20 protein-coding genes, 1 pseudogene and 1 riboswitch are annotated in these 26,052 nt (G+C 70.8%); of the genes and pseudogenes, 8 read left to right on the plus strand and 13 right to left on the minus strand.

The genetic code is table 11. The features are described from left to right. Positions 1-25 precede the first annotated feature (25 nt). Both QFZ71_RS06540 and QFZ71_RS06545 read left to right on the plus strand, forming a co-directional pair. A complete protein-coding gene (locus tag QFZ71_RS06540) occupies positions 26-781 on the plus strand; it encodes a rhomboid family intramembrane serine protease (RefSeq protein WP_307667314.1) in 756 nt (251 codons plus the stop codon). After that, on the plus strand, positions 778-1,059 hold the full coding sequence (locus tag QFZ71_RS06545; protein WP_073218007.1) for an Lrp/AsnC family transcriptional regulator: 282 nt from the start codon (positions 778-780) through the stop codon (positions 1,057-1,059). Before QFZ71_RS06540 ends, QFZ71_RS06545 begins: the two co-directional genes overlap by 4 nt. A gap of 80 nt (positions 1,060-1,139) precedes the next feature. Here the strand turns inward: QFZ71_RS06545 and QFZ71_RS06550 are convergent, their stop codons facing one another. From QFZ71_RS06550 to QFZ71_RS06575, 6 genes and pseudogenes are all read right to left on the minus strand, one after another. Next, entirely contained in the window at positions 1,140-2,519 is a 1,380-nt protein-coding gene (locus QFZ71_RS06550; protein ID WP_307667315.1) for an aminotransferase class V-fold PLP-dependent enzyme, read from the minus strand. Positions 2,520-2,697: 178 nt separating this feature from the next. After that, positions 2,698-2,815, minus strand: a riboswitch (SAM riboswitch). Between the two features lie 105 nt (positions 2,816-2,920). Further along, entirely contained in the window at positions 2,921-3,985 is a 1,065-nt protein-coding gene (trpD, locus tag QFZ71_RS06555; RefSeq protein WP_307667316.1) for an anthranilate phosphoribosyltransferase, read from the minus strand. 123 nt (positions 3,986-4,108) lie between these two features. Next, positions 4,109-5,758 (minus strand): ubiquinol-cytochrome c reductase cytochrome b subunit, encoded by a 1,650-nt coding sequence (locus QFZ71_RS06560; protein ID WP_307667317.1) that lies wholly within the window; start codon positions 5,756-5,758, stop codon positions 4,109-4,111. Beyond that, entirely contained in the window at positions 5,755-6,807 is a 1,053-nt protein-coding gene (locus tag QFZ71_RS06565; RefSeq protein WP_307667318.1) for a ubiquinol-cytochrome c reductase iron-sulfur subunit, read from the minus strand. The genes QFZ71_RS06560 and QFZ71_RS06565 overlap by 4 nt, the downstream gene beginning before the upstream one ends. Next, positions 6,804-7,614: pseudogene (locus QFZ71_RS06570) on the minus strand (c-type cytochrome). The gene QFZ71_RS06565 and the pseudogene QFZ71_RS06570 overlap by 4 nt, the downstream one beginning before the upstream one ends. Positions 7,615-7,669: 55 nt before the next feature. Next, positions 7,670-8,290 (minus strand): heme-copper oxidase subunit III, encoded by a 621-nt coding sequence (locus tag QFZ71_RS06575; RefSeq protein ID WP_073769395.1) that lies wholly within the window; start codon positions 8,288-8,290, stop codon positions 7,670-7,672. Positions 8,291-8,489: 199 nt separating this feature from the next. Here QFZ71_RS06575 and QFZ71_RS06580 point away from each other — a divergent pair, with 199 nt between their 5' ends. Next, positions 8,490-8,891 (plus strand): hypothetical protein, encoded by a 402-nt coding sequence (locus QFZ71_RS06580; RefSeq protein ID WP_307667319.1) that lies wholly within the window; start codon positions 8,490-8,492, stop codon positions 8,889-8,891. Between the two features lie 49 nt (positions 8,892-8,940). Here the strand turns inward: QFZ71_RS06580 and QFZ71_RS06585 are convergent, their stop codons facing one another. From QFZ71_RS06585 to coxB, 4 genes are all read right to left on the minus strand, one after another. After that, complete coding sequence (locus QFZ71_RS06585; RefSeq protein ID WP_307667320.1) at positions 8,941-10,194, minus strand: Ig-like domain-containing protein; 1,254 nt, start codon at positions 10,192-10,194, stop codon at positions 8,941-8,943. A 141-nt stretch (positions 10,195-10,335) separates the two neighbouring features. After that, entirely contained in the window at positions 10,336-10,734 is a 399-nt protein-coding gene (locus QFZ71_RS06590) for a cytochrome c oxidase subunit 4 (protein ID WP_307667321.1), read from the minus strand. After that, positions 10,731-12,467 carry a cytochrome c oxidase subunit I gene (gene ctaD, locus QFZ71_RS06595; protein WP_307667322.1) on the minus strand — a complete coding sequence of 579 codons (1,737 nt, stop codon included), beginning with the start codon at positions 12,465-12,467 and terminating at the stop codon, positions 10,731-10,733. Before ctaD ends, QFZ71_RS06590 begins: the two co-directional genes overlap by 4 nt. Next, positions 12,464-13,432: a cytochrome c oxidase subunit II gene (gene coxB / locus QFZ71_RS06600; RefSeq protein WP_307667323.1), complete on the minus strand. Its 969-nt coding sequence runs from the start codon at positions 13,430-13,432 to the stop codon at positions 12,464-12,466. Before coxB ends, ctaD begins: the two co-directional genes overlap by 4 nt. Before the next feature lie 274 nt (positions 13,433-13,706). Between coxB and QFZ71_RS06605 the strand changes: the two genes are divergently transcribed. Continuing rightward, entirely contained in the window at positions 13,707-15,098 is a 1,392-nt protein-coding gene (locus QFZ71_RS06605; protein ID WP_307667324.1) for a cysteine desulfurase/sulfurtransferase TusA family protein, read from the plus strand. Here the strand turns inward: QFZ71_RS06605 and QFZ71_RS06610 are convergent, their stop codons facing one another. After that, positions 15,099-16,073, minus strand: a complete 975-nt coding sequence (locus tag QFZ71_RS06610) for a carbohydrate kinase family protein (RefSeq protein WP_307667325.1) — start codon at positions 16,071-16,073, stop codon at positions 15,099-15,101. 156 nt (positions 16,074-16,229) lie between these two features. On the opposite strand from QFZ71_RS06610, the gene QFZ71_RS06615 reads away from it, so the two are divergent. Together QFZ71_RS06615 and QFZ71_RS06620 are read left to right on the plus strand one after the other, a co-directional pair. Further along, positions 16,230-16,427, plus strand: a complete 198-nt coding sequence (locus tag QFZ71_RS06615; RefSeq protein ID WP_307667326.1) for a hypothetical protein — start codon at positions 16,230-16,232, stop codon at positions 16,425-16,427. Between the two features lie 196 nt (positions 16,428-16,623). After that, the gene (locus tag QFZ71_RS06620) at positions 16,624-18,066 is read left to right on the plus strand and encodes a hypothetical protein (RefSeq protein ID WP_307667327.1); all 1,443 of its coding nucleotides are present in this window, start codon (positions 16,624-16,626) and stop codon (positions 18,064-18,066) included. A 104-nt stretch (positions 18,067-18,170) separates the two neighbouring features. On the opposite strand, the gene QFZ71_RS06625 is transcribed toward QFZ71_RS06620, so the two are convergent. Next, positions 18,171-18,527, minus strand: a complete 357-nt coding sequence (locus QFZ71_RS06625) for an iron-sulfur cluster assembly accessory protein (protein WP_030118057.1) — start codon at positions 18,525-18,527, stop codon at positions 18,171-18,173. Between the two features lie 251 nt (positions 18,528-18,778). On the opposite strand from QFZ71_RS06625, the gene nadA reads away from it, so the two are divergent. Both nadA and QFZ71_RS06635 read left to right on the plus strand, forming a co-directional pair. Further along, positions 18,779-19,957: a quinolinate synthase NadA gene (gene nadA, locus QFZ71_RS06630; RefSeq protein ID WP_307667328.1), complete on the plus strand. Its 1,179-nt coding sequence runs from the start codon at positions 18,779-18,781 to the stop codon at positions 19,955-19,957. A 257-nt stretch (positions 19,958-20,214) separates the two neighbouring features. Then, a complete protein-coding gene (locus QFZ71_RS06635; RefSeq protein WP_307667329.1) occupies positions 20,215-22,710 on the plus strand; it encodes a tetratricopeptide repeat protein in 2,496 nt (831 codons plus the stop codon). Between the two features lie 134 nt (positions 22,711-22,844). Here the strand turns inward: QFZ71_RS06635 and QFZ71_RS06640 are convergent, their stop codons facing one another. Further along, positions 22,845-26,000: an efflux RND transporter permease subunit gene (locus QFZ71_RS06640; RefSeq protein WP_307667330.1), complete on the minus strand. Its 3,156-nt coding sequence runs from the start codon at positions 25,998-26,000 to the stop codon at positions 22,845-22,847. Positions 26,001-26,052: the final 52 nt, after the last annotated feature.

Genomic DNA, 26,052 nt, shown 5'->3' on the forward strand with positions numbered 1-26,052 from the left:
CGCACGGGTACGTCATGCTCTGTACATGATCGAGTGGCGGCAGGCGGACCGGCGGACCACGGCCGGGAGGATCCGGGACGCGGCGGCGGCGAGCGGCGCCCCGGTCACGTACGGACTCATCGCCGCCTGCGGCGTGGTGTTCCTGATCAGCCCGCTCTCCGGGTTCGGCGGCGTCACCCACCGGGGCGAGGACGCGCTGCTCGCCGCCCGGGCCGCGTACTTCGAGCGGTGGGGAGTGATCCCCGCCGAGCTGTGGGAGGGATCGGCACACGCGCTGATCACGCCGTTCACCGCGCTGTTCGTGCACGGGAGCTGGCTGCACCTGCTGGGGAACCTGCTGTTCCTGTACGTGTTCGGCGCGATGGCCGAGGAGCGCATGGGCAGGGTGCGGTTCGCGCTGTTCTACGTGGGCTGCGGCTATGCGGCGCTGGTCTGCTACGCGGCGGCGCACGTGGACTCCGAGCAGACCCTGGTGGGGGCGTCGGGGGCGATCTCCGCGGTCCTCGGCGCGTTCCTGTACCTCTTCCCCAAGGCGCGGGTGACCAGCCTGTTCCCGTTCCTGTTCTTCCTGCCGCTGCGCTTCCCCGCCTGGATCGTGCTGGTCTTCTGGTTCGCCCTCCAGTGGGCGGCGGCGCAGAGCGCGGGCAGCGGACCGGGGGTGGCGTATCTGGCGCATGTGGCGGGGTTCGCGGCCGGGTTCCTGTGCGCCTGGGGACTCCACGGGCGGAGGACTAGAGTGAAGGTTCCAGCCACGGCCACCGAGGGAGACAGCCAGCCGTGATCACCGCGATCGTGCTCATCAAGACCAGCGTGGACCGGATTCCGGAGATCGCCGAGGCCATCGCCGCCCTGGACAGCGTCAGCGAGGTCTTCTCCGTCACCGGCACCTACGACCTGATCGCCATGGTCCGTGTCGCCCGGCACGACGACCTCGCGGACATCATCCCCGGCCGGATCAGCAAGATCCCCGGCGTCGAGGGGACCGACACCCACGTGGCCTTCCGGACGTACTCCCAGCACGACCTGGAGGCCGCCTTCGCCATCGGCCTCGACGCGTAGGGGGCGTCCGACGGATCAGGGCCGGTACACCCCCTGACCCCGATGTTCCCCCGGCCGGGGTGTTTCCCCGCGGCCGACCCTCAGACCTGTGCGGCCTCGCCGCGGTCCGGGACGCAGCGGCCGTCCTCGGTGCGGTAGTTCCAGCGGGCTCCGTCGCGGACCAGCTCGGTGACCGCGCGCAGGAAGCGGTCGATGTGCTCGTCGGGCGTACCGGCGCCGAAGCTCACCCGGATCGCGTTCAGGGACCTCTCCCCCGGCTCCGCCTCCGGCGCCCCGCACTCCCCCGGCTCCTGCGGGTCGCTGCCGAGCAGGGTGCGCACCAGCGGGTGGGCGCAGAACAGGCCGTCGCGGACGCCGATGCCGTACTCCGCGGAGAGGGCGGCGGCGAAGTGCGAGCTGTTCCAGCCGCGCACCACGAAGGAGATGACACCGACCCGCGGCGCGTCGTCGCCGAACAGGGAGAGCACCCGCACCTCGGGCACCTCGGCCAGCCCGTCGAGGACCCGCGAGACCAGCTCCTGCTCCCGCGCGACCAGGTGGTCGAAGCCCGCCTCGGTCAGGGCCTTGCAGGCGGAGGCGATGGAGTAGACGCCGATGACGTTGGGCGAACCGGCCTCGTGGCGGGCGGCGGTGGTGTGCCAGTCCACGTCCACGCCCCCGTCGGCGCGGCGGGCGACCGTGCGGGACGCGCCGCCGCCGGCGAGGTAGGGCTCGGCGGCCCGGAGCCAGTCGGCGCGGCCGGCCAGGACGCCGGAGCCGAAGGGCGCGTACAGCTTGTGGCCGGAGAACGCGACCCAGTCGACGCCCAGTTCGGCGATGTCCACGGGGTGGTGCGGCGCCAGCTGGGCGGCGTCCAGGACGATCCGGGCACCGTGCGCGTGGGCGGCGGCGGCGAGTTCCTTCACCGGCCACAGCTCGCCGGTCACGTTGGAGGCGCCGGTGACGCAGACGAGGGCGGGACCGTAGGGGTCGCGGCCGGCCAGCGCGCGCTCCAGGATCTCGACCGCCCGGTCCGGGGTACGGGGCGCGTCGAGGTAGGTGACGCGGGCGTCGCGCCAGGGCAGCAGGGAGGCGTGGTGCTCGGTCTCGTACACGAAGACCTGGCAGTCGGCGGGGAGCGCGGCGGCCAGCAGGTTGAGGGAGTCGGTCGTGGAGCGGGTGAAGACCACCTGGTCGTCGTCGCGGCAGCCGAGGAACTCCGCGACCGTACGGCGGCTGCTCTCGAAGAGGTCGGTGGAGAGCTGCGAGAGGTAGCCGGCGCCGCGGTGGACGCTGCCGTAGTACGGGGCGTACGCGGCGACGTCGTCCCAGACCCGCTGGAGAGCCGGCGCGCTGGCGGCGTAGTCGAGCGCGGCGTAGGTGACCTCACCGCCGGTGACGAGCGGAACGGTGACGTCCTGGCCCAGAACGGGCAGCGGGGCACAAACCGACGGGTCGAGGGCAGCGGTGGTGACAGACATGGCGAACTCCCGTAACAGGCAGGCGAAATCCATGCGCCGGCGGTACGCGGCAGCGCAGGGAGGAGGAAGGAAGAAGGGTGCGCGGAAGAAGGGCGACAAGCCCTAGCGCATTCGCGTGCTCACAGAAGGCTCCCTAGGGACCAGGACCCCGGGGGCTGACATCCGCTGGATGCCGAGGGGCCCGCGCTTGCCGCAGACCTCGCTGCCTACGGCCTGGTCTTCACCCGGGGCACCCCGCCACGGACGGAGGGTTGCCGGACAGCGGGCCGGGGCCGTAGTCGCTGTCACTCATGACCTGCGCAGCATCTTGCCATACGTGGGCACACGCGCAAGGGCGCGGTCCGGCATCCGGACCGCGCCCTCGTTCATACCGCGTGCGCCGGAGTGCCCCTCCGGCGTGGTCAGGCGTTGCTGACCGCCACCCAGCGCTCCAGAGCGCGCTTGGCCGCCCCGGAATCGATGGAGTCGGCCGCGACCGCGATCTTCGCCGCGAGCTGTTCGGCCAGCGTCCCGGTCCCCGGATCGAGGGCGACCAGGGCCGCCGCCGAGTTGAGCAGGACCGCTTCGCGTACCGCACCGCCCTCGCCGTCCAGCAGGCGGCGGGCCACATCGGCGTTGTACGAGGCGTCCGCGCCGCGCAGGGCCTCGACCGGGACGATGGGCAGCCCCACGTCGCGCGGGTCGAACGCCTCCTCGCGGACCGTGCCGTCGCGGACCACCCAGACGCGGGAGGTGGCGGTGGTGGTCAGCTCGTCCAGTCCGTCGTCGCCGCGGAAGACCAGGGCGCTGTTGCCCCGTTCCGCCAGGACACCCGCGACGATGGGCGCCATCCGGGCGTCGGCGACGCCGACCGCCTGGGCGCGGACCCGCGCCGGGTTGGTGAGGGGGCCCAGGATGTTGAACGTGGTCTGCGCGCCGAGCTCCTTGCGGGCCTTGGCCGCGTAGCGCAGGGCGGGGTGGAACTTCACGGCGAAGCAGAAGGTGATGCCCGCCTGCTCGGCGACCTCGACGACCCGCCGCGGAGTCAGCTCCAGATTGACGCCGAGCTTCTCCAGCACGTCGGAGGAGCCGCTGGCGGAGGAGGCGGCGCGGTTGCCGTGCTTGACGACCTTGGCGCCGGTGCCGGCGATGACGATCGCGGACATGGTCGAGATGTTGACCGTCTTGGCGAGGTCGCCGCCGGTGCCGACGATGTCGACCGTGCGGCCCGGCACCTCGATGGTGTTGGCGTGGGTGTACATCGCGCGGACCAGCCCGGTGACCTCCTCGACGGTCTCGCCCTTGGCCCGCAGGGCCACGGCGAACCCGGCGATCTGCGCGTCGGTCGCCTCGCCGCTCATGATGCGGTCCATGGCCCAGGCGGTCTCCTCGGAGCTGAGGTCCTCGCCGCGCAGCAGGGGGTTCAGGAGGCCGGGCCAGGAAGGGGCCGCCACGCCGTCGCCGCCGCTCGGGGTCACCACGTTCATGGTCCGCTCCAGGGTCCACAGCCGGTCAGAAGGATCGGCTCCACCCTATCCAGCGCCGGGGACCGCGAAGAGCCCCGTCCGGCGATTGGACGGGGCTCTCACGGTGGCGATCGGTTCAGGGGATCAGTGGTGGCCGTGGCCCTCGCTGATCTCCTTGTACTCCTCGGGGGTCGCCTTGGGGATCTGGTTCCCCTCGCCGTAGAACCCCTTGCTGAGCTTGGCGCGCAGCTTCTGCACCGGGGAGATCTTGCGCTTCACGCCGTTCTCGTCGACCGCGGGGCCGAGTTCGAGCGGCTTGTACTGCTCGTGCGCCGTGAGCGTGTGCAGCTGCGCGGGGCTGAGCGGCTCGTGGACCTCCACGAACTCACCGTGCGGCAGGCGCTTGATGATGCCGGACTCGCGTCCGTGCAGCACCTTGTCCCGGTCGCGGCGCTGGAGGCCGAGGCAGATCCGCTTGGTGACGATGAACGCGATGACCGGTCCGAGGAAGAAGAAGATCCGGACGAACCAGGTGATGGCGTTGATCGACAGGTGGAAGTGCGTGGCCCACAGGTCGTTGCCGCCGCCGATGAGGCCGACGAAGTACGCCGTGATCCAGGCGACGCCGAACGCGGTACGCGTCGGGGCGTTGCGCGGGCGGTCCAGGATGTGGTGCTCGCGCTTGTCGCCGGTGACCCAGGACTCGATGAACGGGTAGAGCGCGATGACGCCGAGCACCAGGCCGAAGGCGACCAGCGGGATGAACACGCCCAGGACGAGCGTGTGACCCCACAGGTTGATCTCCCAGCCCGGCATCACACGGACCAGACCCTCGGCGAAGCCCATGTACCAGTCGGGCTGGGCGCCGGTGGACACCTGGTCGACCCGGTAGGGGCCGATGGCCCAGATCGGGTTGATCGTGGCGATGGCCGAGATGACCGCGATGATGCCGAAGACGAGGAAGAAGAACCCTCCGGCCTTCGCCATGTACACGGGCAGCAGCGGCATGCCGACGACGTTCTTGTTGGTCCGGCCGGGACCCGCGAACTGCGTGTGCTTGTGGTAGAAGACCAGGATCAGGTGGGCCACCAGCAGGCCGAGCATGATGCCCGGCAGCAGCAGGATGTGGACCGAGTAGAACCGGGCCACGAAGTCGTGGCCGGGGAACTCGCCGCCGAACAGGAACATCGAGATGTACGTGCCGACGATCGGCACGGACAGGATCGCGCCCTGGGTGAAGCGGACACCCGTACCGGACAGCAGGTCGTCCGGGAGGGAGTAGCCGGTGAACCCGGTGAACATGCCGAGCACGAACAGCAGGAAGCCGAACAGCCAGTTGATCTCGCGCGGCTTGCGGAAGGCGCCCGTGAAGAAGACGCGCATCATGTGCACGAACATGCCGGCCAGGAAGATCAGCGCGGCCCAGTGGTGGATCTGCCGCACGAGCAGACCACCGCGGACCTCGAAGCTGATCTTCAGCGTCGAGGCGTACGCCTCGGACATCCGGATGCCCTGCATGGGCTCGTACGGACCGTGGTAGACGATCTCGCCCATGCTCGGCTGGAAGAACAGCGTCAGATACACACCCGTGAGGATGATGATGATGAAGCTGTAGAGGCAGACCTCACCGAGCATGAAGGACCAGTGGTCCGGGAAGATCTTGCGCATGTTGGCCTTGGCCAGGCCGTAGATGCCCAGTCGGCCGTCCGCCCAGTCGGCGACCCGCTCGCCCGCCGGGGCCTTGCGCCCGCTCGCCGTTTCGGCGGCGGAGGGGTTTGTCGTCGCAGTACTCATCCGCGCTCCCAGAAGGCAGCACCGACGGGCTCGTCGAAGTCGCCGAGCGCCTCGAGGTTGCCCTCGCTGTTGACACCGATCCGCAGCTGCGGAAGGGGGTGGCCGGCGGGACCGAAGATGACGCGAGCGCCGTCGGAAAGGTCGAAGGTGGACTGGTGGCACGGGCAGAGCACGTGGTGCGTCTGCTGCTCGTACAGGCTGATCGGGCAGCCGACGTGGGTGCAGACCTTGGAGAACGCGACGATGCCCTCGTGGGCCCAGTCCCGCTGGCGCTTGTCCTTGATGTCGTCCGGCTCGATGCGGACGAGCATCAGGGCGGCCTTGCCCATCTGCGTCTGGAAGTCGTGCGCCTCCGGGTCGAGCCCCTCGGGCATGGCGAAGGCCAGCGACCCGACGGTGATGTGCTCGGGGCGGAGCGGCTTCATCGTGTTCATGTTGATGAGCTGCTTGCCCTCGGCCCAGAGGGTCTTGCGGAGCTTCTTCTCCGGCAGCGGACCGAGGTCGCGCAGCAGGACCACACCGGAGAGCGGCACCAGGGCCAGCGCGCCGAACATGGTGTTGCGGATCAGCTTGCGGCGGCCGATCGCGGACTCCTCGGCACCGGCCGCGAAGTCGGCCATGACCTGGGCCTTGACCTCCGGCGTCGCCTCGATCGGGTGACGGTCGGCCGCGACCTCGACGTCGGACATGAGGGTGCGCGCCCAGTGGACGGCTCCCGCGCCGATGAAGAAGAGCGCCGCGCCCAGGGTCAGACCCAGGGAGAAGTTGAGCGCGCTCACATGGCCGAAGGGCCAGATGTAGACGATCTTGTCCACCGGGAAGATGACGTAGGAGGCGATGAAGCCCACCGTCGCCAGCATCGAGAGGGTGAACATGAACGCTACGGCCCGCTCCGAGCGGTTCGCGGCGCGTTCGTCGAGGTCCTGGATGCGCGGCTGGTGGGCCGGCAGCCCCGGATCGGCGAACGCGTCGTCCGCACGCTCCACCGCGCCGTGCGCGGTCTCCTGCTCATCGGGCAGGTTGTCTTCTGGATTCTGTTGGCTACTCATGACTTCTTGGCCTTAGCGGTGTGGGCCGCGACCCAAACGGCGACTGCGACGAGGGCACCGAGTCCGAAGATCCAGGCGAACAGACCCTCGCTGACCGGGCCGAGACCGCCGAGGGCCAGACCGCCGGGGCTCTCCGTCTCATCACCGTTCACGGTCTCGATGTACGCGATGATGTCCTTCTTCTCCTGCTCCGGCATCGTCGTGTCGGGGAAGGAGGGCATGCTCTGCGGGCCGGTCTGCATGGCCTCGTAGATGTGCTTCGGGCTCACACCTTCGAGGTCGGGTGCGTACTTGCCCTCCGTCAGGGCTCCGCCCTTACCGGTGAAGTTGTGGCACTGAGCGCAGTTGGTGCGGAACAGTTCGCCGCCGTTGGCGACGTCCGCGCCCGCCGGGTCGACCTGCTTGTCGGTCGGCGTGATCGGACCGGCGCCGAGCGACGCGACGTACGCCGCGAGCTGGTCGATCTCGCGCCTGGCTGTAGATGACCTTCTTCTTCGGTACCTGGGCGCCCGGCTGCTGCGCGGGCATACGGCCCGTACCGACCTGGAAGTCCACGGCGGCGGAGCCCACGCCCACGAGGGACGGCCCGTCGGTGGTGCCCTGACCGCCGGTGCCGTGGCAGCTGGCGCAGCCTACGGCGTAGAGCTTCTTGCCCTCTTCGATGGCGAGGGACTGGGCGGTTTCATCGGCCTGCGCCTTGCCCGCAGGCGCAAACGCGGCGTACAGCCCCCCGGTAGCCGCCAGCGCGAGGAGTAGTACGACGACCGCCGCCAGCGGATGGCGTCGTCGTGCGGAGAGCTTTTTCACGGATTACCCCGGTGTCAGGATCTTCTGCGTCGATGGTGGGCGGGTGCGAGCCCGGTTACTTGATCATGTAGATCGTTGCGAACAGGCCGATCCATACGACATCGACGAAGTGCCAGTAGTAGGACACGACGATGGCGGCGGTGGCCTGATCGTGGGTGAACCTCTTGGCCGCGTACGTCCTGCCGAGGACCAGCAGGAAGGCGATGAGACCGCCTGTCACGTGCAGACCGTGGAAGCCGGTGGTCAGGTAGAACACCGAGCCGTACGGGTCGGACGAGAGGGAGAGCCCCGCGTCCTTCACCAGCTCGGTGTACTCCAGGACCTGGCCGCCGATGAAGATCGCACCCATCACGAACGTGATGATGAACCAGGTGCGGAGCTTCTTCACATCGCCCCGCTCGGCGGCGAAGACGCCGAGCTGGCAGGTGAGTGAGGAGAGCACCAGGATCGTGGTGTTCGTCGCCGAGAACGGGAAGTTCAGATGGCCGGACATCTCCTTCCAGTAATCGGGTCCCATCACCGATCGCAGGGTGAAGTACATCGCGAAGAGGGCCGCGAAGAACATCAGCTCGGAACTCAACCAGATGATGGTTCCGACGCTGGTGAGGTTCGGCCGATTGACCGACGGGTGCGCGTGCCCGGTTTCTACTGTCGTTGCTGTCGCCACGACCGACATTATGTCGGTCGCTTATCCCGCCCTCACCCCGGGGGGTGCCGTTCGGTGTGTCCGTACCGTCCGCAGGGGTCGCGCCCTGCGCCGAACGGCCCATCGGAACGTCGTCATTACCGGTGCTGACGGCGGGTCGGGCGGAGTACGATCCGCGCATCGGTTCATGCCCCCAGAGCCCCGACGACGTCGATGTCACGGAGGAACAATGCAGGCGACCGCCACGGTCCTGGTCTACAGCGACGACGCCAACATCCGGGAGCAGGTGCGGCTGGCAGCCGGTCGCCGGCCCGCCGCGGACGTTCCACCGGTGGAGTTCCTGGAGTGCGCGACGCTCCCGGCCGTCCTCGCGGCGCTGGACGCCGGCGGCGTCGACGTCTGCGTGCTGGACGGGGAGACGGCTCCCGTCGGCGGGATGGGCGTCTGCCGCCAGATCAAGGACGAGATCTTCCGCTGCCCGCCCGTGCTCCTGCTGATCGGCCGCCCGCAGGACGCGTGGCTGGCCACCTGGAGCCGTGCGGAGGCGGCGGTGACGCTGCCGGTGGAGCCGGTGGAGTTCGCCGACGCGCTGGCGGCGCTGCTGCGGCAGCGGCTCGCCGTGGGGGCCTGAGCGGCCCCCACGGCCCGAGGGGGGCGTCCGGCGTCCTCGCGGCCCGGTCTCATACGTGGGGACGCAGCCGGGCCGCCTGGAGGGTCTGCGGGCTGTCCGGCGCCCCCTCGTGGAGGGCGCTGCCCTGCTGCCACTTCTCCCAGGAGAGGTTCCAGTCACCGAAGCCGTTGCCGAACGGGTCCATGTCCTCGCCCTCGCTGCCGACGACCTTGACGATGTCGCCCTCGCGCACGGTGTCGAAGAACCATTCGGCGTTGCTCGTGCTCATGCCGGTGCAGCCGTGGCTCACGTTCGCACTGCCCTGGGAGCCGACGGACCAGGGGGCGGCGTGCACGTACTCGCCGCTCCAGGTCACCCGCGTGGCCCAGTAGACCGGCAGGTCGTACGACTCGGAGGAGCCGGCCGCGATGCCGATGCTCTCCCCGCGCATACGGACGAACTGCTCCTTGGCGAGCACCACCTTGACGCCGTTGCGGGTGGAGAAACCGGGCTTGCCGGTGGTGACCGGAATGGTGTTGATCACTTCTCCGTTGCGGAGCACCGTCATCGAGTGGTCCGAGGCGTCGGTGATGGCCTCGATCCGGTCGCCGGTGGTGAGCTTCAGGGGCTTGGCGTCGGCTCCGTAGAGCGCGTTGGTCACCTTGATGCCCGCCAGGTTGGACCGCACCTCGATGGAGGCGTTCGCCGGCCAGTACTCCTTCGGGCGGTAGTGGAGCTTCTTGTCGTCGACCCAGTGCCAGGAGCCGGTGACCGCCGGGGTGGAGCGGACCTTCAGGGCGCGCTCGACGGTGGCCCTCGCCGCTTTGTCGGTGATCGGAGCGCTGAGTTCCGCTGTGATGGGCTGTCCGACGCCGTAGGTGCCCGCCTCCGGGCCGAAGGCGACCTTCAGCAGCTTCTTGGGCGACGAGGTGCCGAAGGAGAGCGTACGGACACCGGGGGCGCCGTCGCCGTTCTCCATGGCGACCCTGACGGTGTATCCGGTGCCGGCCGCGAGCGGGGCCGTGGAGCGCCAGCGCCTGCCGTCGGCGGAGAGCTCCCCCGCGAGGTGGCGGCCGCCGGTGTCCACGGCGCTGACATCGGTGATGCGCCCCTCGTCACCCTTGACGGTGACTTCCAGGGGCTTGTCGGGGTCGGCCTTCTCCTCGCTGGAGGGGCCGTTGAAGGTGACCTGGTCGCTCGCGTCGAAGGGCTTCGTCGAGAGCGGGTGGCCGTCGGAGGAGCCACAGGCGGTCGCACCCGCGGCGAGGGTCACGACCAGCAGGGTGCAGCTCACTACGGTGCGGATGCGCGGCGTGTGGTTCATGCCGTCCACGCTAGGAAGATTCATCCGTTCCAGCGCGTTCTGTGACTGCAAACGAGGGAAGGGCCCGCGTCGCTCTCGGCGATGCGGGCCCTTCGTGGTGTAGCGCGTGTCACCGCCGGGGCGGTGGCACGGTGTGCGGTGTCACTGGGTGCGGTTCTCGCCCCGGTAGTACTCGAAGACCCAGCCGAAGAGGCCGACCAGGAGCAGAGGGGCGGAGAAGTACAGGAGCCACCAGCCGAAGACGACGCCCATGAACGCGAAGGCTCCGCCGATCGCCAGGGAGAGCGGCTGCCAGCTGTGCGGGGAGAAGAACCCCAGCTCGCCGGCCTCGTCGGCGACGTCGGCTTCCTTGTTGTCCTGGGCCATCGCGTCGACCCGGTTGGCCGTGAAGGCCAGGTAGAAGCCGATCATGACGGCCAGCCCGAAGGCCAGGAAGAGCGCCGTGGTGCCGACCGGCTCCTTCGACCACACGCCGTACACGATGGCCATGGCGAGGATGAAGACGCTCAGCCAGATGAACATCTGTCCCTGGATCTTCACTTGCCTGCCTCCTTGCCGCCGGCGAGGGCCTTGTCCGACTCGGAGTCGTGGCCGAGCTGCTCCAGCGCCGTGATCTCCGGGTGGTGCAGGTCGAACGCCGGGGATTCGGAACGGATCCGCGGCAGGGTGAGGAAGTTGTGCCGCGGCGGCGGGCAGGACGTCGCCCACTCCAGCGAACGGCCGTAACCCCATGGGTCGTCGACCTCGATCTTCTTGCCGTACTTCGCGGTCTTCCAGACGTTGTAGAAGAACGGCAGCATCGACAGGCCGAGCAGGAACGAGGAGATGGTCGAGATCGTGTTCAGCGCGGTGAAGCCGTCCGCGTCGAGGTAGTCCGCGTAACGACGCGGCATGCCCTCGGCACCGAGCCAGTGCTGCACCAGGAATGTGCCGTGGAAGCCCACGAACAGCGTCCAGAACGTGATCTTGCCGAGCCGCTCGTCCAGCATCTTGCCGGTGAACTTCGGCCACCAGAAGTGGAATCCGGAGAACATCGCGAAGACCACGGTGCCGAAGATGACGTAGTGGAAGTGCGCGACGACGAAGTACGAGTCCGAGACGTGGAAGTCCATCGGGGGCGAGGCGAGGATGACGCCGGTCAGACCACCGAAGGTGAAGGTGATCAGGAAGCCGACGGCCCAGAGCATCGGTGTCTCGAAGGACAACGACCCCTTCCACATCGTGCCGATCCAGTTGAAGAACTTCACGCCTGTCGGTACGGCGATGAGGAACGTCATGAAGGAGAAGAACGGCAGGAGCACGCCGCCCGTCACGTACATGTGGTGCGCCCACACCGTCACGGAAAGACCGGCGATGGCGATGGTGGCCGCGACCAGGCCGATGTAACCGAACATCGGCTTGCGGCTGAATACCGGGATGACCTCGGAAATGATTCCGAAGAACGGTAGCGCGATGATGTACACCTCTGGATGGCCGAAGAACCAGAAGAGGTGTTGCCACAGCAGCGCGCCGCCATTGGCCGCGTCGAAGATGTGCGCGCCGAATTTACGGTCGGCCTCCAGCGCGAAGAGCGCGGCGGCGAGGACCGGGAAGGCCAGCAGGACCAGGACACCGGTCAGCAGGACGTTCCAGGTGAAGATCGGCATGCGGAACATCGTCATGCCGGGCGCGCGCATGCAGATGATCGTGGTGATGAAGTTGACCGAGCCGAGGATCGTGCCGAAGCCGGAGAAGGCCAGACCCATGATCCACATGTCGGCGCCGACGCCCGGCGAACGGACCGCGTCCGAGAGCGGGGAGTAGGCGAACCAGCCGAAGTCGGCCGCACCCTGCGGGGTGAGGAAGCCGGCCACCGCGATGATCGAGCCGAAGAGGTACAGCCAGTAGGCGAACATGTTCAGCCGCGGGAACGCCACGTCGGGCGCACCGATCTGCAGCGGCATGATCCAGTTCGCGAACCCGGCGAACAGCGGCGTCGCGAACATCAGCAGCATGATCGTGCCGTGCATCGTGAATGCCTGGTTGAACTGCTCGTTCGACATGATCTGCGTACCCGGACGGGCCAGCTCGGCGCGCATGAAGAGCGCCATGAGTCCGCCGACGCAGAAGAAGACGAACGACGTGACCAGGTAGAGCGTACCGATCGTCTTGTGGTCGGTGGTGGTCAGCCACTTCACGACGATGTTTCCCGGCTGCTTGCGCCGCACGGGCAGCTCGTCCTCGTACGAGTCGTCTGCCGGAGCGGCACCCTGAGGTTCGTTGAGGATGCTCACAGTTGGTTCTTCTCCGCATTCCTGGCCGGGTCGGTCTGCGCGATGCCGGCCGGCACGTAGCCCGTCTGACCCTTCTCAGCCAGCTCCTTGAGGTGCTGCTGGTAACGCTCCGGGGAGACGACCTTGACGTTGAAGAGCATCCGGGAGTGGTCGGCGCCACAGAGCTCGGCGCACTTGCCCATGAAGGTGCCCTCGCGGGTGGGAGTCACCTCGAACGCGTTGGTGTGGCCCGGAATGACGTCCTGCTTCATGAGGAACGGCACCACCCAGAAGGAGTGGATGACGTCACGCGAAGTGAGGACGAAGCGGACCTTCTCCCCCTTCGGCAGCCACAGGGTCGGGCCCGGGTTGCCGTTCTGCGGGTTGCGGGTGCCGGGGATGCCCACGTCGTAGACGCCGCCGGCGCCCTCGGGGAAGTCCTCACGGAACCGGTTGGGGATGGCGTCGAGCTCCTTGGGGAACTCGGGGCCCGCTGCGGGCTGCCCGTCCACCTTCTCGATGTAGTTGAAGCCCCAGCTCCACTGGAAGCCGACCACGTTGATGGTGTGGGCGGGCTTGTCGGAGAGCTCCAGGAGCTTCGACTCGTCTCGCGCGGTGAAGTAGAACAGCACCGAGACGATGATGAGGGGAACCACTGTGTACAACGCCTCGATGGGCATGTTGTACCTGGTCTGCGGAGGTACCTCCACCTTGGTCCGGCTACGCCGGTGGAAGATGACGCTCCAGAGGATCAGCCCCCAGACAAGGACACCCGTGACGAGCGCTGCCGCCCACGAGCCTTGCCAGAGGGAGAGGATCCGCGGGGCCTCTTCCGTTACCGGTGTGGGCATTCCGAGGCGGGGGAAATCCTCCCAGTTGTATGAACAACCGGAGGCCGTCGCCAGGACCAGGCCCGCAGTCAGCACCTGCGGCAGCTTCCGCCGCATCGGGCGCCGCGACGAGCGGTCGGAGCCGTTGGGACTCACGTAGCGCCTTCCCGAGAGTCTCGCCCGCACGGTTCGGCGCGCCCGTATGTCTCTGGTCGGTCGCCGGCCCTGACGCGGGCAGGGGTTTGGATGTTTATGCGGACCAAACCCTACTGGACGCTATTTGGGGTCGCGCGGGGAGGGTGCCCAACGCGCCGCCGGACACCCCCATGGAGTGGAATCCGGGCCTCCGGCCCCCATCTGACGACCCCTCGCCCGTCCGGGAGGAGCGGCCCGCGGCGAGGCGGGGCCGGGGGCGGGCTAGCGTGGCCGGGTGCCCTACTTCGATGCCGCCTCCGCCGCCCCCCTCCATCCCGTCGCACGCCAGGCCCTGCTTGCCGCACTCGACGAGGGCTGGGCCGATCCGGCCCGTCTGTACCGCGAGGGGCGGCGGGCACGGCTGCTGCTGGACGCGGCCCGGGAGGCGGCGGCGGAGGCCGTCGGCTGCCGCCCGGACGAGCTGGTCTTCACCTCGTCGGGGACGACGGCGGTGCACGCGGGAATTGCCGGGGCTCTTTCGGGCCGTCGGCGTGTCGGCCGCCATCTGGCCCACTCCGCGGTCGAACACTCGTCTGTGCTCCATGCGGCGGCGGCCCACCGGGCGGCGGGCGGCTCGGTCACCGAGGTCCCGGTGGACCGTACGGGGGCGGTGGACCCGGCGGCGTACGGCGGGGCGCTGCGGGCGGACACCGCACTGGCCTGCCTCCAGTCGGCCAACCACGAGGTGGGCACCGAGCAGCCGGTGGCCGGGGTCGCCGCGCTCTGCGCGGAGGCCGGGGTGCCGCTGCTGGTCGACGCGGCCCAGTCGCTGGGCTGGGGGCCGGTCCCGGCGGGCTGGTCGCTGCTGACGGCGAGCGCGCACAAGTGGGGCGGTCCGGCCGGGGTCGGGCTGCTCGCGGTCCGCAAGGGGGTCCGCTTCGCTCCCGCGGGGCCGGCCGGGGAGCGGGAGTCCGGGCGGGCGCCGGGGTTCGAGAACCTGCCGGCGATCGTGGCGGCGGCGGCCTCGCTGCGCGCGGTGCGGAGCGAGGCGGCGGCCGAGGCGGTACGGCTGCGGGCCCTGGTGGACCGGATCCGGACCGTGGTGGCCGAGCGGGTGCCCGACGCGGAGGTGGTGGGCGATCCGGAGCGGCGGCTGCCGCACCTGGTCACCTTCTCCTGTCTCTATGTCGACGGGGAGACCCTGCTGCACGAGCTGGACCGGAGGGAGTTCTCCGTATCGTCCGGTTCGTCCTGCACGAGCAGCACCCTGACGCCGAGCCATGTCCTGACGGCGATGGGCGTGCTCTCCGAGGGGAACGTCCGGGTGTCGCTGCCGCCGGGCACCGCGGGGGCCGACTTGGACCGCTTCCTGGAGGTGCTGCCCGAGGTGGTCGCCGGCGTACGCGAACGGTTCGGCGCCCCTGCCGCCCCGCTCTCGGCGCCTCGCTCCCCCGCCCCCGCCACGCCCCTGGTGGTCGACGCGCGGGGCCGCCGCTGCCCGATCCCGGTGATCGAGCTCGCAAAGGTGATCGGGGAGGTACCGGTGGGCGCCACGGTGACGGTGCTGGCCGACGACGAGGCGGCGCGGCTGGACATCCCGGCCTGGTGCGAGATGCGGGGCCAGGAGTACGTGGGCGAGGAGCGGGCGGACCGGGGCTGGGCCTACGCGGTCCGCCGGCTCGGCTGATCACGCCAGGTGCTGGCGGACCTCGGTGGCGGCCTCGTGGCCGTACGCCTTGGTGAAGCGGTCCATGAAGGCGGTGCGGCGCAGGGTGTACTCCTGGGTGCCGACCGTCTCGATGACCAGGGTGGCGAGCATGCAGCCGACCTGGGCGGCGCGCTCCAGGCCGACGCCCCAGGCAAGACCGGAGAGGAAGCCCGCGCGGAAGGCGTCGCCGACGCCGGTCGGGTCGGCCTTGGTGTCCTCCTCGGGGCAGCCGACCTCGATGACCGGCTCGCCGGTCCGCTCGATCCGGACGCCGCGGGCGCCGAGGGTGGTGACACGGTGGCCGACCTTGGCGAGGATCTCCTCGTCGCTCCAGCCGGTCTTGGACTCGATGAGCCCCTTCTCGTACTCGTTGGAGAAGAGGTAGGTGGCGCCGTCGAGGAGGATGCGGATCTCCTCGCCGTCCATCCGCGCGATCTGCTGGGAGAAGTCGGCGGCGAACGGGATGTTCCGGGAGCGGCACTCCTCCGTGTGGCGGAGCATCGCCTCGGGGTCGTCGGCGCCGATGGAGACGAGGTCGAGGCCGCCGACGCGGTCGGCGACGCTCTTCAGCTCGATGAGGCGGGCCTCGCTCATCGCGCCCGTGTAGAAGGAGCCGATCTGGTTGTGGTCGGCGTCCGTGGTGCAGACGAAGCGCGCGGTGTGCAGGACCTCGGAGATCCGGACGGAACCGGTCTCGACGCCGTGGCGGTCGAGCCAGGCGCGGTAGTCGTCGAAGTCGGACCCGGCGGCGCCGACCAGGATCGGGCGGGTGCCGAGCAGGCCCATCCCGAAGCAGATGTTGGCGGCGACACCGCCCCGGCGCACGTCGAGGTTGTCGACCAGGAAGGAGAGGGAGACCGTGTGCAGCTGATCCGCGACCAGCTGGTCGGCGAAGCGGCCGGGGAAGGTCATGAGGTGGTCGGTGGCGATCGAGCCGGTGACAGCAATACGCACGGGGAGACTGCTCCTGCGGAAGGCGAAGGGCCGTGAGTGCGCCCTCCGGGACGACGTGACAGTTCACGCTACCGGGTGAGCCCCGCGACCGGAAAAGGGAAAACTACCCGATAGTAGGGCTTTCTACCTGACCATGGCCGTGGTTACGGTGCGGATATGTCGAACCACACCGCACTGCCCGAGTCGGAATTGAGCCTGGCCGCCCTGCGCGGGGACTGCGCACGGATGGCGCCGCACTGGACGAAGCCCGCGAAGAACGCCGCCGCGCCGGTGAAGCCGTCCCTGATCAACGGGGTGACGGTACCGCCCTCGTCGGCGCGGCTGATCGACGCCATGTCCGAGTACGGGGACTGAGCGCCGGCCGGGACCGGCCGGACGGCGTCGCCTTTCGGCCTTTCCGCGCCGGCACCGGCGCGATCCGCGCGGCGCTCGCGTCCGGGCTTCCCCCGGCCGGTGGAACCGCGCACTCCCCCGCTCCGTCCCACCGGTGCCCCCGTCCGGGGACACGCGGTTGGCACCGCGACGGCAACGCAGTCGAAGGAGCGATCCGGTGAGCACCGAGCGACCCGACAACGACGTGACCGGTCCCCGGCGACGGCGGCCGCGCCTCGCGGTGGCCTCGGTGGCCGCGGCGGTCCTGCTGGCCGGAGGCGGCGGGGCGTACTGGGCCTCGACCGCCTCCGACGAGGGCGGCAGGGCGGACGGCGGGGCGGCGGCGAAGGACGAGGCCCGGCCGCTCACCCTGGACGCCCCCGCCGACCTGCGGGGGGTCGCCTCCTCGGCCTCGGACACCCCGCCTCCGGGCATCGCCCCCGGTGAACCGGACCCGTCCGGCCCGCCCGTGGTCTACCGGGCCTCGGGCGACCTCCCGGACGGCCCGGACGAGGCAGCGGTCCACGTGGCGAAGGGGACGGTCGCCCCGGCCGACGTCGCCCGGCTGGCGAAGGCGCTGGGCATCCCCGGCACGCCGCACACACGGGGGACGTCCTGGGTGGTCGGCGACGAGGACGGGCCGGGCGCGCTCCTGAAGGTGGCGAAGCAGGCGCCGGGCACCTGGACGTTCGCCGCGACCACCCCGTCCGAGCCCTGCGAGCCGGGGATGATGTGCGCGAACGGGCCCACCGGGCCGGGCGGCGGCGAGCCGGTGAGCGAGAAGGCGGCGAAGGCGGCCGCGGCCCCGGTCCTCAAGGCGGCCGGCCAGGACGACGCGGCGCTGAACGCCGGCCAGGTGATGGGCGACGTCCGCGTGGTGAACGCCGATCCGAAGATCGACGGCCTCCCGACGTACGGCTGGTCGACCGGCGTCCAGGTGGGTCCGGACGGCAGGGTGACCGGCGGCAGCGGCCATCTCAAGGCGCTGGAGAAGGGCGACACCTACCCGACGGTCGGCGCGGACGAGGCGCTGAAGCAGTTGAACGCGGAGAACAGGGGGAAGGGCGACGGTGGCCGGGACGTCGGCGGGTGCGCCACTCCCGTCCCGCTGGAGGGCGAGCCGAAGCCCCCGTCCGAGCTCCGGTGCGTGCCGTCGAACGGCAAGCGGGCGCCGGTGGAGCGGACGGTCGAGGCCGCGGCGTTCGGCCTGGCGCTGAACCACGTGGAGGGCCGGCCGACGCTGGTGCCGTCCTGGCTGTTCACGGTCCGGCAGGCCCCGGGCGGCCCGGAGGACACCGTCACCCGGATCGCGGTGGACCCGGAGTTCATCGAGAGGCCAAGGACCCCGACGCCGTCCGGGGACCGGAAGGTGACGTCGTACGGGGCGGACGGGCGGACCCTTGAGGTGACGTTCTGGGGCGGTGTGTGCAGTACGTACACGGCGAGCGCGCAGGAGAGCGCGGGCCAGGTGCGGATCACGGTCACGGAGAAGCCGCAGGAGGACAAGAAGGCCTGCATCATGATCGCCAAGGAGCTGACCCGGACGGTGACGCTGGACAAGCCGCTGGGCGACCGCACGGTGATCGACGCGGCCTCCGGCGGAGCGGTGCCCCGCGGCTGAGCCCCGGGCACACGGATGGACGGGCGCAGGGACATGACGGAGGCGGCCCCGGGGAGTGATTCCCGGGGCCGCCTCCGTATGCCGCGTGTTCCCGCTCGCAGCGCCTAGCTGAACGAGTCGCCGCAGGCGCAGGAGCCCGTGGCGTTCGGGTTGTCGATCGTGAAGCCCTGCTTCTCGATGGTGTCGACGAAGTCGATGGAGGCGCCGCCCAGGTACGGGGCGCTCATCCGGTCGGTGACGACCTTGACACCGTCGAAGTCCTTGACGACGTCACCGTCGAGCGAGCGCTCGTCGAAGAAGAGCTGGTAGCGCAGGCCCGAGCAACCGCCGGGCTGAACGGCGACGCGCAGCGCCAGGTCCTCGCGGCCTTCCTGCTCCAGCAGGGCCTTGACCTTGGAGGCGGCGGCGTCGGACAGGAGGATGCCGTCGCTCACGGTGGTGGTCTCGTCCGATACGGACATCTGCTTCTCTCCCGGGTTGTACGGACTGCTTGCCGACGGTTCAACCGCCAGACCCGCGTAATCATTCCGGGCCAAGCGCTTGTCTGTTCCTTTTCATGCTCGCACACCCGGTCGCCCAGGGGATGCGTCACATCGACGCTATCGGCATCGTCAAAGTGACACGAAGCGGCTATCATAGATAGCGTCAAATAGACGAAAAGGCGCGTTCGCAGAAGCGCAGAGCAGAACGCAGAGAAGAAAGGGTGCGTGACGTGACCACGGCCCAGCCCCTGGACGTACAGCCGACACCCCTCGCGCTGCTGCTGCTCGGCCGGGAGGCCGACCCGAGGAGCGAGCGCGGTGTCGAGTGCCCCGGAGACCTCCCGTCCCCGTCCGACCCGGACCTGGTGGCGCGCGCCCGCGCCGCGAAGGAGAAGCTCGGGGACAAGGTGTTCGTCCTCGGCCACCACTACCAGCGCGACGAGGTCATCCAGTTCGCGGACGTCACGGGCGACTCGTTCAAGCTGGCCCGCGACGCGGCGGCCCGCCCGGAGGCGGAGTACATCGTCTTCTGCGGTGTGCACTTCATGGCCGAGTCCGCCGACATCCTGACCGCGGACGACCAGGCGGTCGTGCTGCCCGACCTGGCGGCCGGCTGCTCGATGGCCGACATGGCCACGGCCGAGCAGGTCGCCGAATGCTGGGACGTGCTGACGGACGCCGGGGTCGCCGACCGGGTGGTGCCCGTCTCGTACATGAACTCCTCCGCCGACATCAAGGCGTTCACCGGCCGGCACGGCGGCACGATCTGCACCTCGTCGAACGCGAAGCGGGCCCTGGAGTGGGCCTTCGAGCAGGGCGAGAAGATCCTCTTCCTCCCCGACCAGCACCTGGGCCGCAACACGGCCGTGCGGGACATGGGGATGAGCCTCGACGACTGCGTCGTCTACAACCCGCACAAGCCGAACGGCGGCCTCACCGCCGAGCAGCTGCGGGACGCGAAGATGATCCTGTGGCGCGGCCACTGCTCGGTCCACGGCCGCTTCTCGGTCGAGTCGGTCGAGGACGTCCGGGCCCGCATCCCCGGCGTCAACGTGCTGGTGCACCCGGAGTGCAAGCACGAGGTCGTCGCCGCCGCGGACCACGTGGGCTCGACGGAGTACATCATCAAGGCGCTGGAGGCGGCCCCGCGCGGCTCGAAGTGGGCCATCGGCACGGAGCTGAACCTGGTCCGCCGCCTGGCGAACCGTTTCGCCGACGAGGACAAGGAGATCGTCTTCCTGGACAAGACGGTCTGCTTCTGCTCGACGATGAACCGCATCGACCTGCCGCACCTGGTCTGGACCCTGGAGTCGCTCGCCGACGGCAAGCTGGTCAACCGGATCGAGGTCGACCCGGAGACCGAGAAGTACGCGAAGCTCGCGCTGGAACGGATGCTGGCGCTGCCGTAGCGTCCCTCCGCTCGGGAACGAGCACCTGTCCGCTCCGCAACGCCCGGAAGCCCCGGTGTGCCGCAGGTCGGCACGCCGGGGCTTCCACGTACCGGCCATGCCGAGCTGGGCCCGCTCCTCCCCACCGCAGCCCCGGCCACGGCACTTCCCCCGTACGGCAGTTCCTCCGTACGGCAGCCGATGACACCGGCCTGTAACTACGCTGCTACCCACCGCAGCGGAGCACCCTGCGGGCGGAGCCGATGAGGCTGACCGGAATGAGCGGCGAGGACGGTGGGGCGGGCGTGATGGACGAGGGCCACGGGACAGGTGCGGGCGACGAGGCGCGCGGGGTTCGTGACGGGGGCACGGTGACCGGTGCGGCGGGCGGCGCGCGGGCGGGCACGGGAGCGGCGGGTGTACCGGCGCCCGCGCGGGAGGCCGGCGCGCCGAGCCGCGTGGCGGAGACCGCCGCCGCGACAGGGGCGGGCGAGGTCGGCGCGCGGGTGCGTACGGAAGGCGTCGGCCCGCGAGGGCGTACGGGGGGAACCGGCGCACCGGTGGAGGCGGGGGCAGCCGAGGTCACCGCCGGCGACACCACCGCGGCCGGCGCCTCTGCCACCGATGTCACCGCGGCCGACGTCCGCGCCGCCGACGCCGCCGCGGCCCGTGCCGGGGCGGAGGTCCGGCGGTTGCGGGCCGACGCCGAGCGGGACCCCGCCGGGCTGCCCGGCCTGGCCGGGGCCCTGCTCCGGTGGTCGGAGCGGCTCGCCGCCACCGGGGACCACGGTGCCGCCCTGCCCCCTGCCGAGGAGGCGGCGAGGATCTACGTCGAACTCGGAGTGCAGCGCCCCGGTACGTTCCAGCCGGAGTCGGCGCTGGCCATGGGCGTGCTGGGCGAACGCATCGCCGCCGCCGGGGACCGGGCGGGTGCGGTGCCGTTCGCGCGACAGTCCGTGCGGCTCCAGCGCGAGTTGGTGACGGAGGGGCGGCCGGGGGCATCCGTTCCGGCGCTCGCCGCCGCCCTCCTGTCCTACGCCACGCGGCTGGCGGACACCGGGGAAGGCGTGGCGGCCGTGCCCCACGCCGAGGAGGCGGTCGGTCTCCTGCGGGGACTCGCCGAGGAGGAGCCGGACGCCTTCCTTCCCCGGCTCGCCGCCGCCCTCCGCGCCCTCGGACACCACCGCGCGGCCGTGAGCGACGCGTCCGGAGCGGTCGAAGCGGCGCGGGAGGCACGTGACCGCTACCGGGCGCTCGCCGGGGAGCGGCCTGACGCCTTCCGCCCGGAGCTGGCGGAGGCGCTGGAGGGCCTCGCCCGTCATCTCGGCCGGGCCGGCGACCCGGCCGAGGGCGTGCGGGCGGCGGAGGAAGCCGTCGCCCTCCACCGCGAGCCGGCGGCCGGGCGCCCCGGGGCGGCCCGCGCCGGCCTCGCCGCCGCCCTGCGCACCCTCGCCCGGAGCCTGGCCGCCACCGGTGACCCGCACGGGGCGCTGCCCCCGGCGCGGGAGGCGGTGGAGCTGCTGCGGGCGGAAGGGGACACCGTACGGGCCGATCTCGCCGACTCCCTCCAGGTGCTCGGTACGTACGTGGAGCTGAACGGGGACCCCGGGGCGGCGGTGAAGGCGCTCCGGGAGGCGACGGCGCTCCGCCGGTCGCTGGCGCTGGAGGACGCGGGCGGTTGCGACCTCTCCGTCGCAGCCCTGGCCTCCGCTCTCGACGACCTGGCCCGTGCCCTCGCCCGTACCGGCGAACACGCTGCGGCGGTCGAGGAGTTCGACGCGGCCGTGGAGGCGTTCACGGGGACCGGTCCGGCGACCGCCCGCCGTTTGACCGTGGAGCGGAGCGCCTTTCTGCTGCGCTGCCCCGACCCCGGCCCCGCCATCGGGGTGAACGAGCTGGTGACGTGGCTGGACGAGGACGCGGAGGCCGGTGCGGGCGCGGACGCCGTGACCGTACGGGCCCGGCAGGCGCTGCGCGCGTACGGCGATCCCGCGACGGTGCACACCGTGTGGGAGGAGGAGACGTTCACGCCGGTGCCGGACTGGCTGGCCCTGCCGCCGGAGACGCTGGACGTCGTCGGCGCCTGGATGTTCGCCCCGAACTGGCCCAGCTCACGCGACTTCTGGTCCCGCCACGCGGAGGTCCTCGCCGGCCGGGCGGCGGCGACGGCCCTCGACGAGCTGGCGATCCTGAACCCGCGCGACGCACAGCGGCACGCCCTGCTCCGGGATTCCGTGCTCGCCCACGGGGTGACCGCCGCCTACGATGCGCTGATCCTCCAGGAGCAGGTGGCGCAGTGGCTGGAGTACACGGACTGGAAGGAGTCGCGGGCCTACCTGGAGGAGAACCCGCGCCTGCTGAACGTACGGCCGCCGGACGGCACCCCGCCGGCCCACGTCGCGCTGCTCGACATCGGCCGCACCGAGGGGCTGGACGCCGCGTACCGCCTCGTCGAGGACCGGACGGCTCTCCAGGCGTACGTGGACCGGGCGTTGGAGGCCGGGGACGGCGTCGCGCTGATGCACGGGGGCGGCATCGAGAGCCAGGTCTTCGGCGACCGGCTCTCCTCCCTGACCCACGCACAGCTGGCCCTGGTCCTGGCGGGGGCGTCCGGCGGCTTCGAGCCGGGCGACCTCGCCGCGATCCTGCACGCGGCCCCGGAGGAGACCCGCGCCCGCCTGGTCCGGGAGACGGTGGAGCTGAGTCTCCGCCGCCCCGAGCCGCACGGGGAGACGTGGCGCCGGATCATCGAGGCGCTGGGCGGGGAGGCCTGAGGACCGCGGGTACGCCGTCGGCCGGCGCGCGGGGACACCTTCGTCCCCCTCGGCCGGGCGGACGGGAAACCCGAAGGGGCCCGTCCCACACGTGTGGGGGGACGGGCCCCTTCGGGCTGCCGGGTTTCCCCGGTTCAGGCCTTGGCGGGTTCGGCCTCGCGGGGCTCCTCCGTCCGGGCCTCGGGCGTCGTCCCCTCCTTGGCCGCGCGCTTGGCGGCCTTCTTCCTGGCGCGGCGTTCCTTGCGGAGCTCGACCATCGCGTACAGCGTCGGCACGAGGAGCAGGGTCAGCAGCGTGGAGCTGATCAGGCCGCCGATCACCACGACGCCCAGCGGCTGCGAGATGAAGCCGCCCTCGCCGGTGACGCCGAGCGCCATCGGGAGCAGGGCGAAGATGGTCGCCAGGGCCGTCATCAGGATCGGACGGAAACGGTGGCGGCCGCCCTCGATGACGGCTTCGACGATGCCGAGGCCCTGGGCGCGGTACTGGTTGATCAGGTCGATCAGCACGATCGCGTTGGTGACCACGATGCCGATGAGCATCAGCATGCCGATCATCGCCGGGACGCCCAGCGGGGTGCCGGTGATGAGCAGCAGGGCCAGGGCCCCGGTGGCCGCGAACGGCACGGAGACCAGCAGGATCAGCGGCTGGACGAGCGACCGGAAGGTGGCCACCAGCAGCATGAACACGATGGCGATGGCGGCCAGCATGGCGAGGCCGAGCTGGCCGAACGCCTCCTCCTGGTCCGCGCTGACGCCGCCGATGGTGGCGGTGGCCCCCTCGGGGAGGTCCAGCGCGTCGAGCTTCTTGGCGAGGTCCGTGCTGACCGCGCCGGTGTTGTCGCCGACCGGCTTGGCGGTGATCGTCGCCGAGCGCTGGCCGTCGATCCGGGTCATCGAGACCGGGCCGGGGACGAGCTTCACGTCCGCGATGTCGCCGAGCTCGACCGGGCCGAGGGGCAGGGCCTTCAGCTCGGCCATGGTGGCGGCCGGCTTCGCCGAGCGGATGACGATGTCGCGCTCGGTGTCGTCCAGCGTCGCGGAGCCGGCGGGCGTACCGCGTACGGCTCCGGCGACGATGCCGCCCAGGGCGGCGGAGTCGAACCCGGCGGCGGCCGCCTTGTCGTTGGCGGTGACCGAGATGCGCGGGACGCTCTGCGCCAGGTCGCTCTGGACGTCGGTGACGTCCTCGATGGTGGCGACCTCGGTGCGGACGGCCTCGGCCGCCTTCGCCAGGACGTCGCCGTCCGCGGCCTTGACCACGACGCTCAGATCCTGGGAGCCGAATCCGTCACCGGCGGCGATGGTGGTGTCACCGATCCCGTCGAGCTTGCCGAGGGCCGTGTCGATGCGGTCCCGGGCGTCCTCGGAGTCCGCCGCGTCCTTCAGGGTGACCTGGTAGGACGCCTGGTTGGAGCCGGTGCCGCCGCCGAAGGCGGCCATGAAGCCGGAGGAGCCGACGGTGACCTGGTAGTCCTTGACGCCCTTGTCCTCGGCGAGGACCTCCTCGACCTTGCGCGCGGCCTCGTCGGCGGCCTCCAGGCTGGTGCCGGGGGCCAGCTCCTGCTTGACGGTCAGGACCTCCTGCTCGCCGGGGTCGAAGAAGTTCGTCTTCAGCAGCGGGACCATGCCGAAGGTGCCGAGCAGGACGGCGACGGCGATGACGAGGCTGGTGACCCGGCGGCGGGTGGCGAAGCGGAGGATCGGGACGTAGATCCGCTGGAGCCGGCTGGCCGCCTCCTTCTCCTCGGCGAGGCGGCGGGCCTCCGCCGCGTCCTCGGGGGTGCCCTTCGGCGGGCGCAGGAACCAGTACGACAGGACCGGCACCACGGTGAGCGAGACCACCAGCGAGGCGAGCAGCGCGGCGGTGACGGTCAGTGAGAACGAGCCGAACAGCTGACCGACCATGCCGCCGACCAGACCGATGGGCAGGAAGACGGCGACGGTGGTGAGGGTGGCGGAGGTGACCGCTCCGGCGACCTCCTTGACCGCGGTGATGATCGCCGCGTGGCGCTCCTCGCCGTAGCCGAGGTGGCGCTTGATGTTCTCCAGGACCACGATCGAGTCGTCGACGACCCGGCCGATGGCGATGGTGAGCGCGCCGAGCGTGAGCATGTTCAGCGACAGGTCGCGGGTCCAGAGCACGATCAGCGCGAGGACGACCGAGAGCGGGATGGAGACCGCGGTGACCAGCGTCGAGCGGATCGACGCGAGGAAGACCAGGATCACGACGACCGCGAAGACCAGACCGAGCGCGCCCTCCGTGGTCAGGCCCGAGATCGACTTGGAGACGGCGGGGCCCTGGTCGGAGACGACCGTCAGCTCGGCGCCGCTGCCGAGGTCCTTGCGGAGGTCGGGCAGCTTCTCCCGGACGGCGTCCGAGATGACGACAGCGCTGCCGTCCTTGTCCATCGTCGCCATCACGGCGAGGCTCGGCCTGCCGTTGGTGCGGGTGATGGAGACCGCCGTGGACGGCTCCTGCACGACCTCGGCCACGTCGCCGAGGCGCACGGGCTTCGCCGGTCCGCCCGAGCCGCCCGCCGGGTCCTCGGCGACGACCTGGAGGTCCTCGATCTGCTGCAGCGAGGTGAAGGGGCCGCCGACCTGGACGGTGCGGTTCTTGCCGGACTCGGAGAAGGAGCCCGCCGGCACGGTGGCGCCGCCGGACTGGAGCGCCCCGGCGAGCGTGCCCGCGTTCAGGCCGGCCGCGGCGAGCTTCTTGTCGTCGGGGACGACGGAGACCTGGAGTTCCCGCACGCCGTCCACGGTGACCTGGCCGACGCCGTCGATGTCCTGGAGGGCCGGGACGACGGCGCGGTCGAGCCGGTCGGCCAGGACCTGCTGGTCCTCGTCGGAGGCGACGGCGAGGACCACGGTCGGGATGTCGTCCGTGGAGCCCGCGATCACCTGCGGGTCGACGTCGGCGGGCAGCTGGGCGCGTGCCCGGTTCACCGCCTGCTGGATGTCCGCGACGAGCTGCTTGGTGCCCTCGTCGCCGAAGTCGAAGGTGACCATGATGAGGGCGTTGCCCTCGCTGGCGGTGGAGGTGATGCCCTCGACGCCGTCGACGGCCTTGAGGGTGTTCTCCAGCGGCTCGACGACCTGCTTCTCGACCACGTCGGGAGACGCACCCTGGTAGGGCGCCAGCACCGAGACCATCGGCAGTTCGATGGTGGGCAGCAACTGCTGCTTGAGCTGCGGTATCGCTATCGCGCCGAAGACCAGCGCGACCATCGAGATCAGCCCGATCAGGGCCCTTTGCGCGAGGCTGAATCTGGACAGCCAGGACATGGGTGGGGTCTCTCTTCTGTGGCGTACGCGGCAGAGGGCTCGGCGAGGAGGG

This window comes from Streptomyces sp. V2I9, assembly GCF_030817475.1.
Lineage (GTDB): Bacteria > Actinomycetota > Actinomycetes > Streptomycetales > Streptomycetaceae > Streptomyces.

Excerpts from the sequence above, each read along its gene's own strand:
- QFZ71_RS06580 (WP_307667319.1), top strand. The coding sequence starts at position 8,490 with ATGCAGGCGACCGCCACGGTCCTGGTCTACAGCGACGACGCCAACATC.
- QFZ71_RS06640 (WP_307667330.1), bottom strand. The coding sequence starts at position 26,000 with ATGTCCTGGCTGTCCAGATTCAGCCTCGCGCAAAGGGCCCTGATCGGG.
- QFZ71_RS06585 (WP_307667320.1), bottom strand. The coding sequence starts at position 10,194 with ATGAACCACACGCCGCGCATCCGCACCGTAGTGAGCTGCACCCTGCTG.
- QFZ71_RS06635 (WP_307667329.1), top strand. The coding sequence starts at position 20,215 with ATGAGCGGCGAGGACGGTGGGGCGGGCGTGATGGACGAGGGCCACGGG.
- QFZ71_RS06540 (WP_307667314.1), top strand. The coding sequence starts at position 26 with ATGATCGAGTGGCGGCAGGCGGACCGGCGGACCACGGCCGGGAGGATC.
- trpD (WP_307667316.1), bottom strand. The coding sequence starts at position 3,985 with ATGAACGTGGTGACCCCGAGCGGCGGCGACGGCGTGGCGGCCCCTTCC.
- QFZ71_RS06625 (WP_030118057.1), bottom strand. The coding sequence starts at position 18,527 with ATGTCCGTATCGGACGAGACCACCACCGTGAGCGACGGCATCCTCCTG.
- QFZ71_RS06565 (WP_307667318.1), bottom strand. The coding sequence starts at position 6,807 with ATGAGTAGCCAACAGAATCCAGAAGACAACCTGCCCGATGAGCAGGAG.
- QFZ71_RS06615 (WP_307667326.1), top strand. The coding sequence starts at position 16,230 with ATGTCGAACCACACCGCACTGCCCGAGTCGGAATTGAGCCTGGCCGCC.
- QFZ71_RS06550 (WP_307667315.1), bottom strand. The coding sequence starts at position 2,519 with ATGTCTGTCACCACCGCTGCCCTCGACCCGTCGGTTTGTGCCCCGCTG.
- QFZ71_RS06560 (WP_307667317.1), bottom strand. The coding sequence starts at position 5,758 with ATGAGTACTGCGACGACAAACCCCTCCGCCGCCGAAACGGCGAGCGGG.
- QFZ71_RS06575 (WP_073769395.1), bottom strand. The coding sequence starts at position 8,290 with ATGTCGGTCGTGGCGACAGCAACGACAGTAGAAACCGGGCACGCGCAC.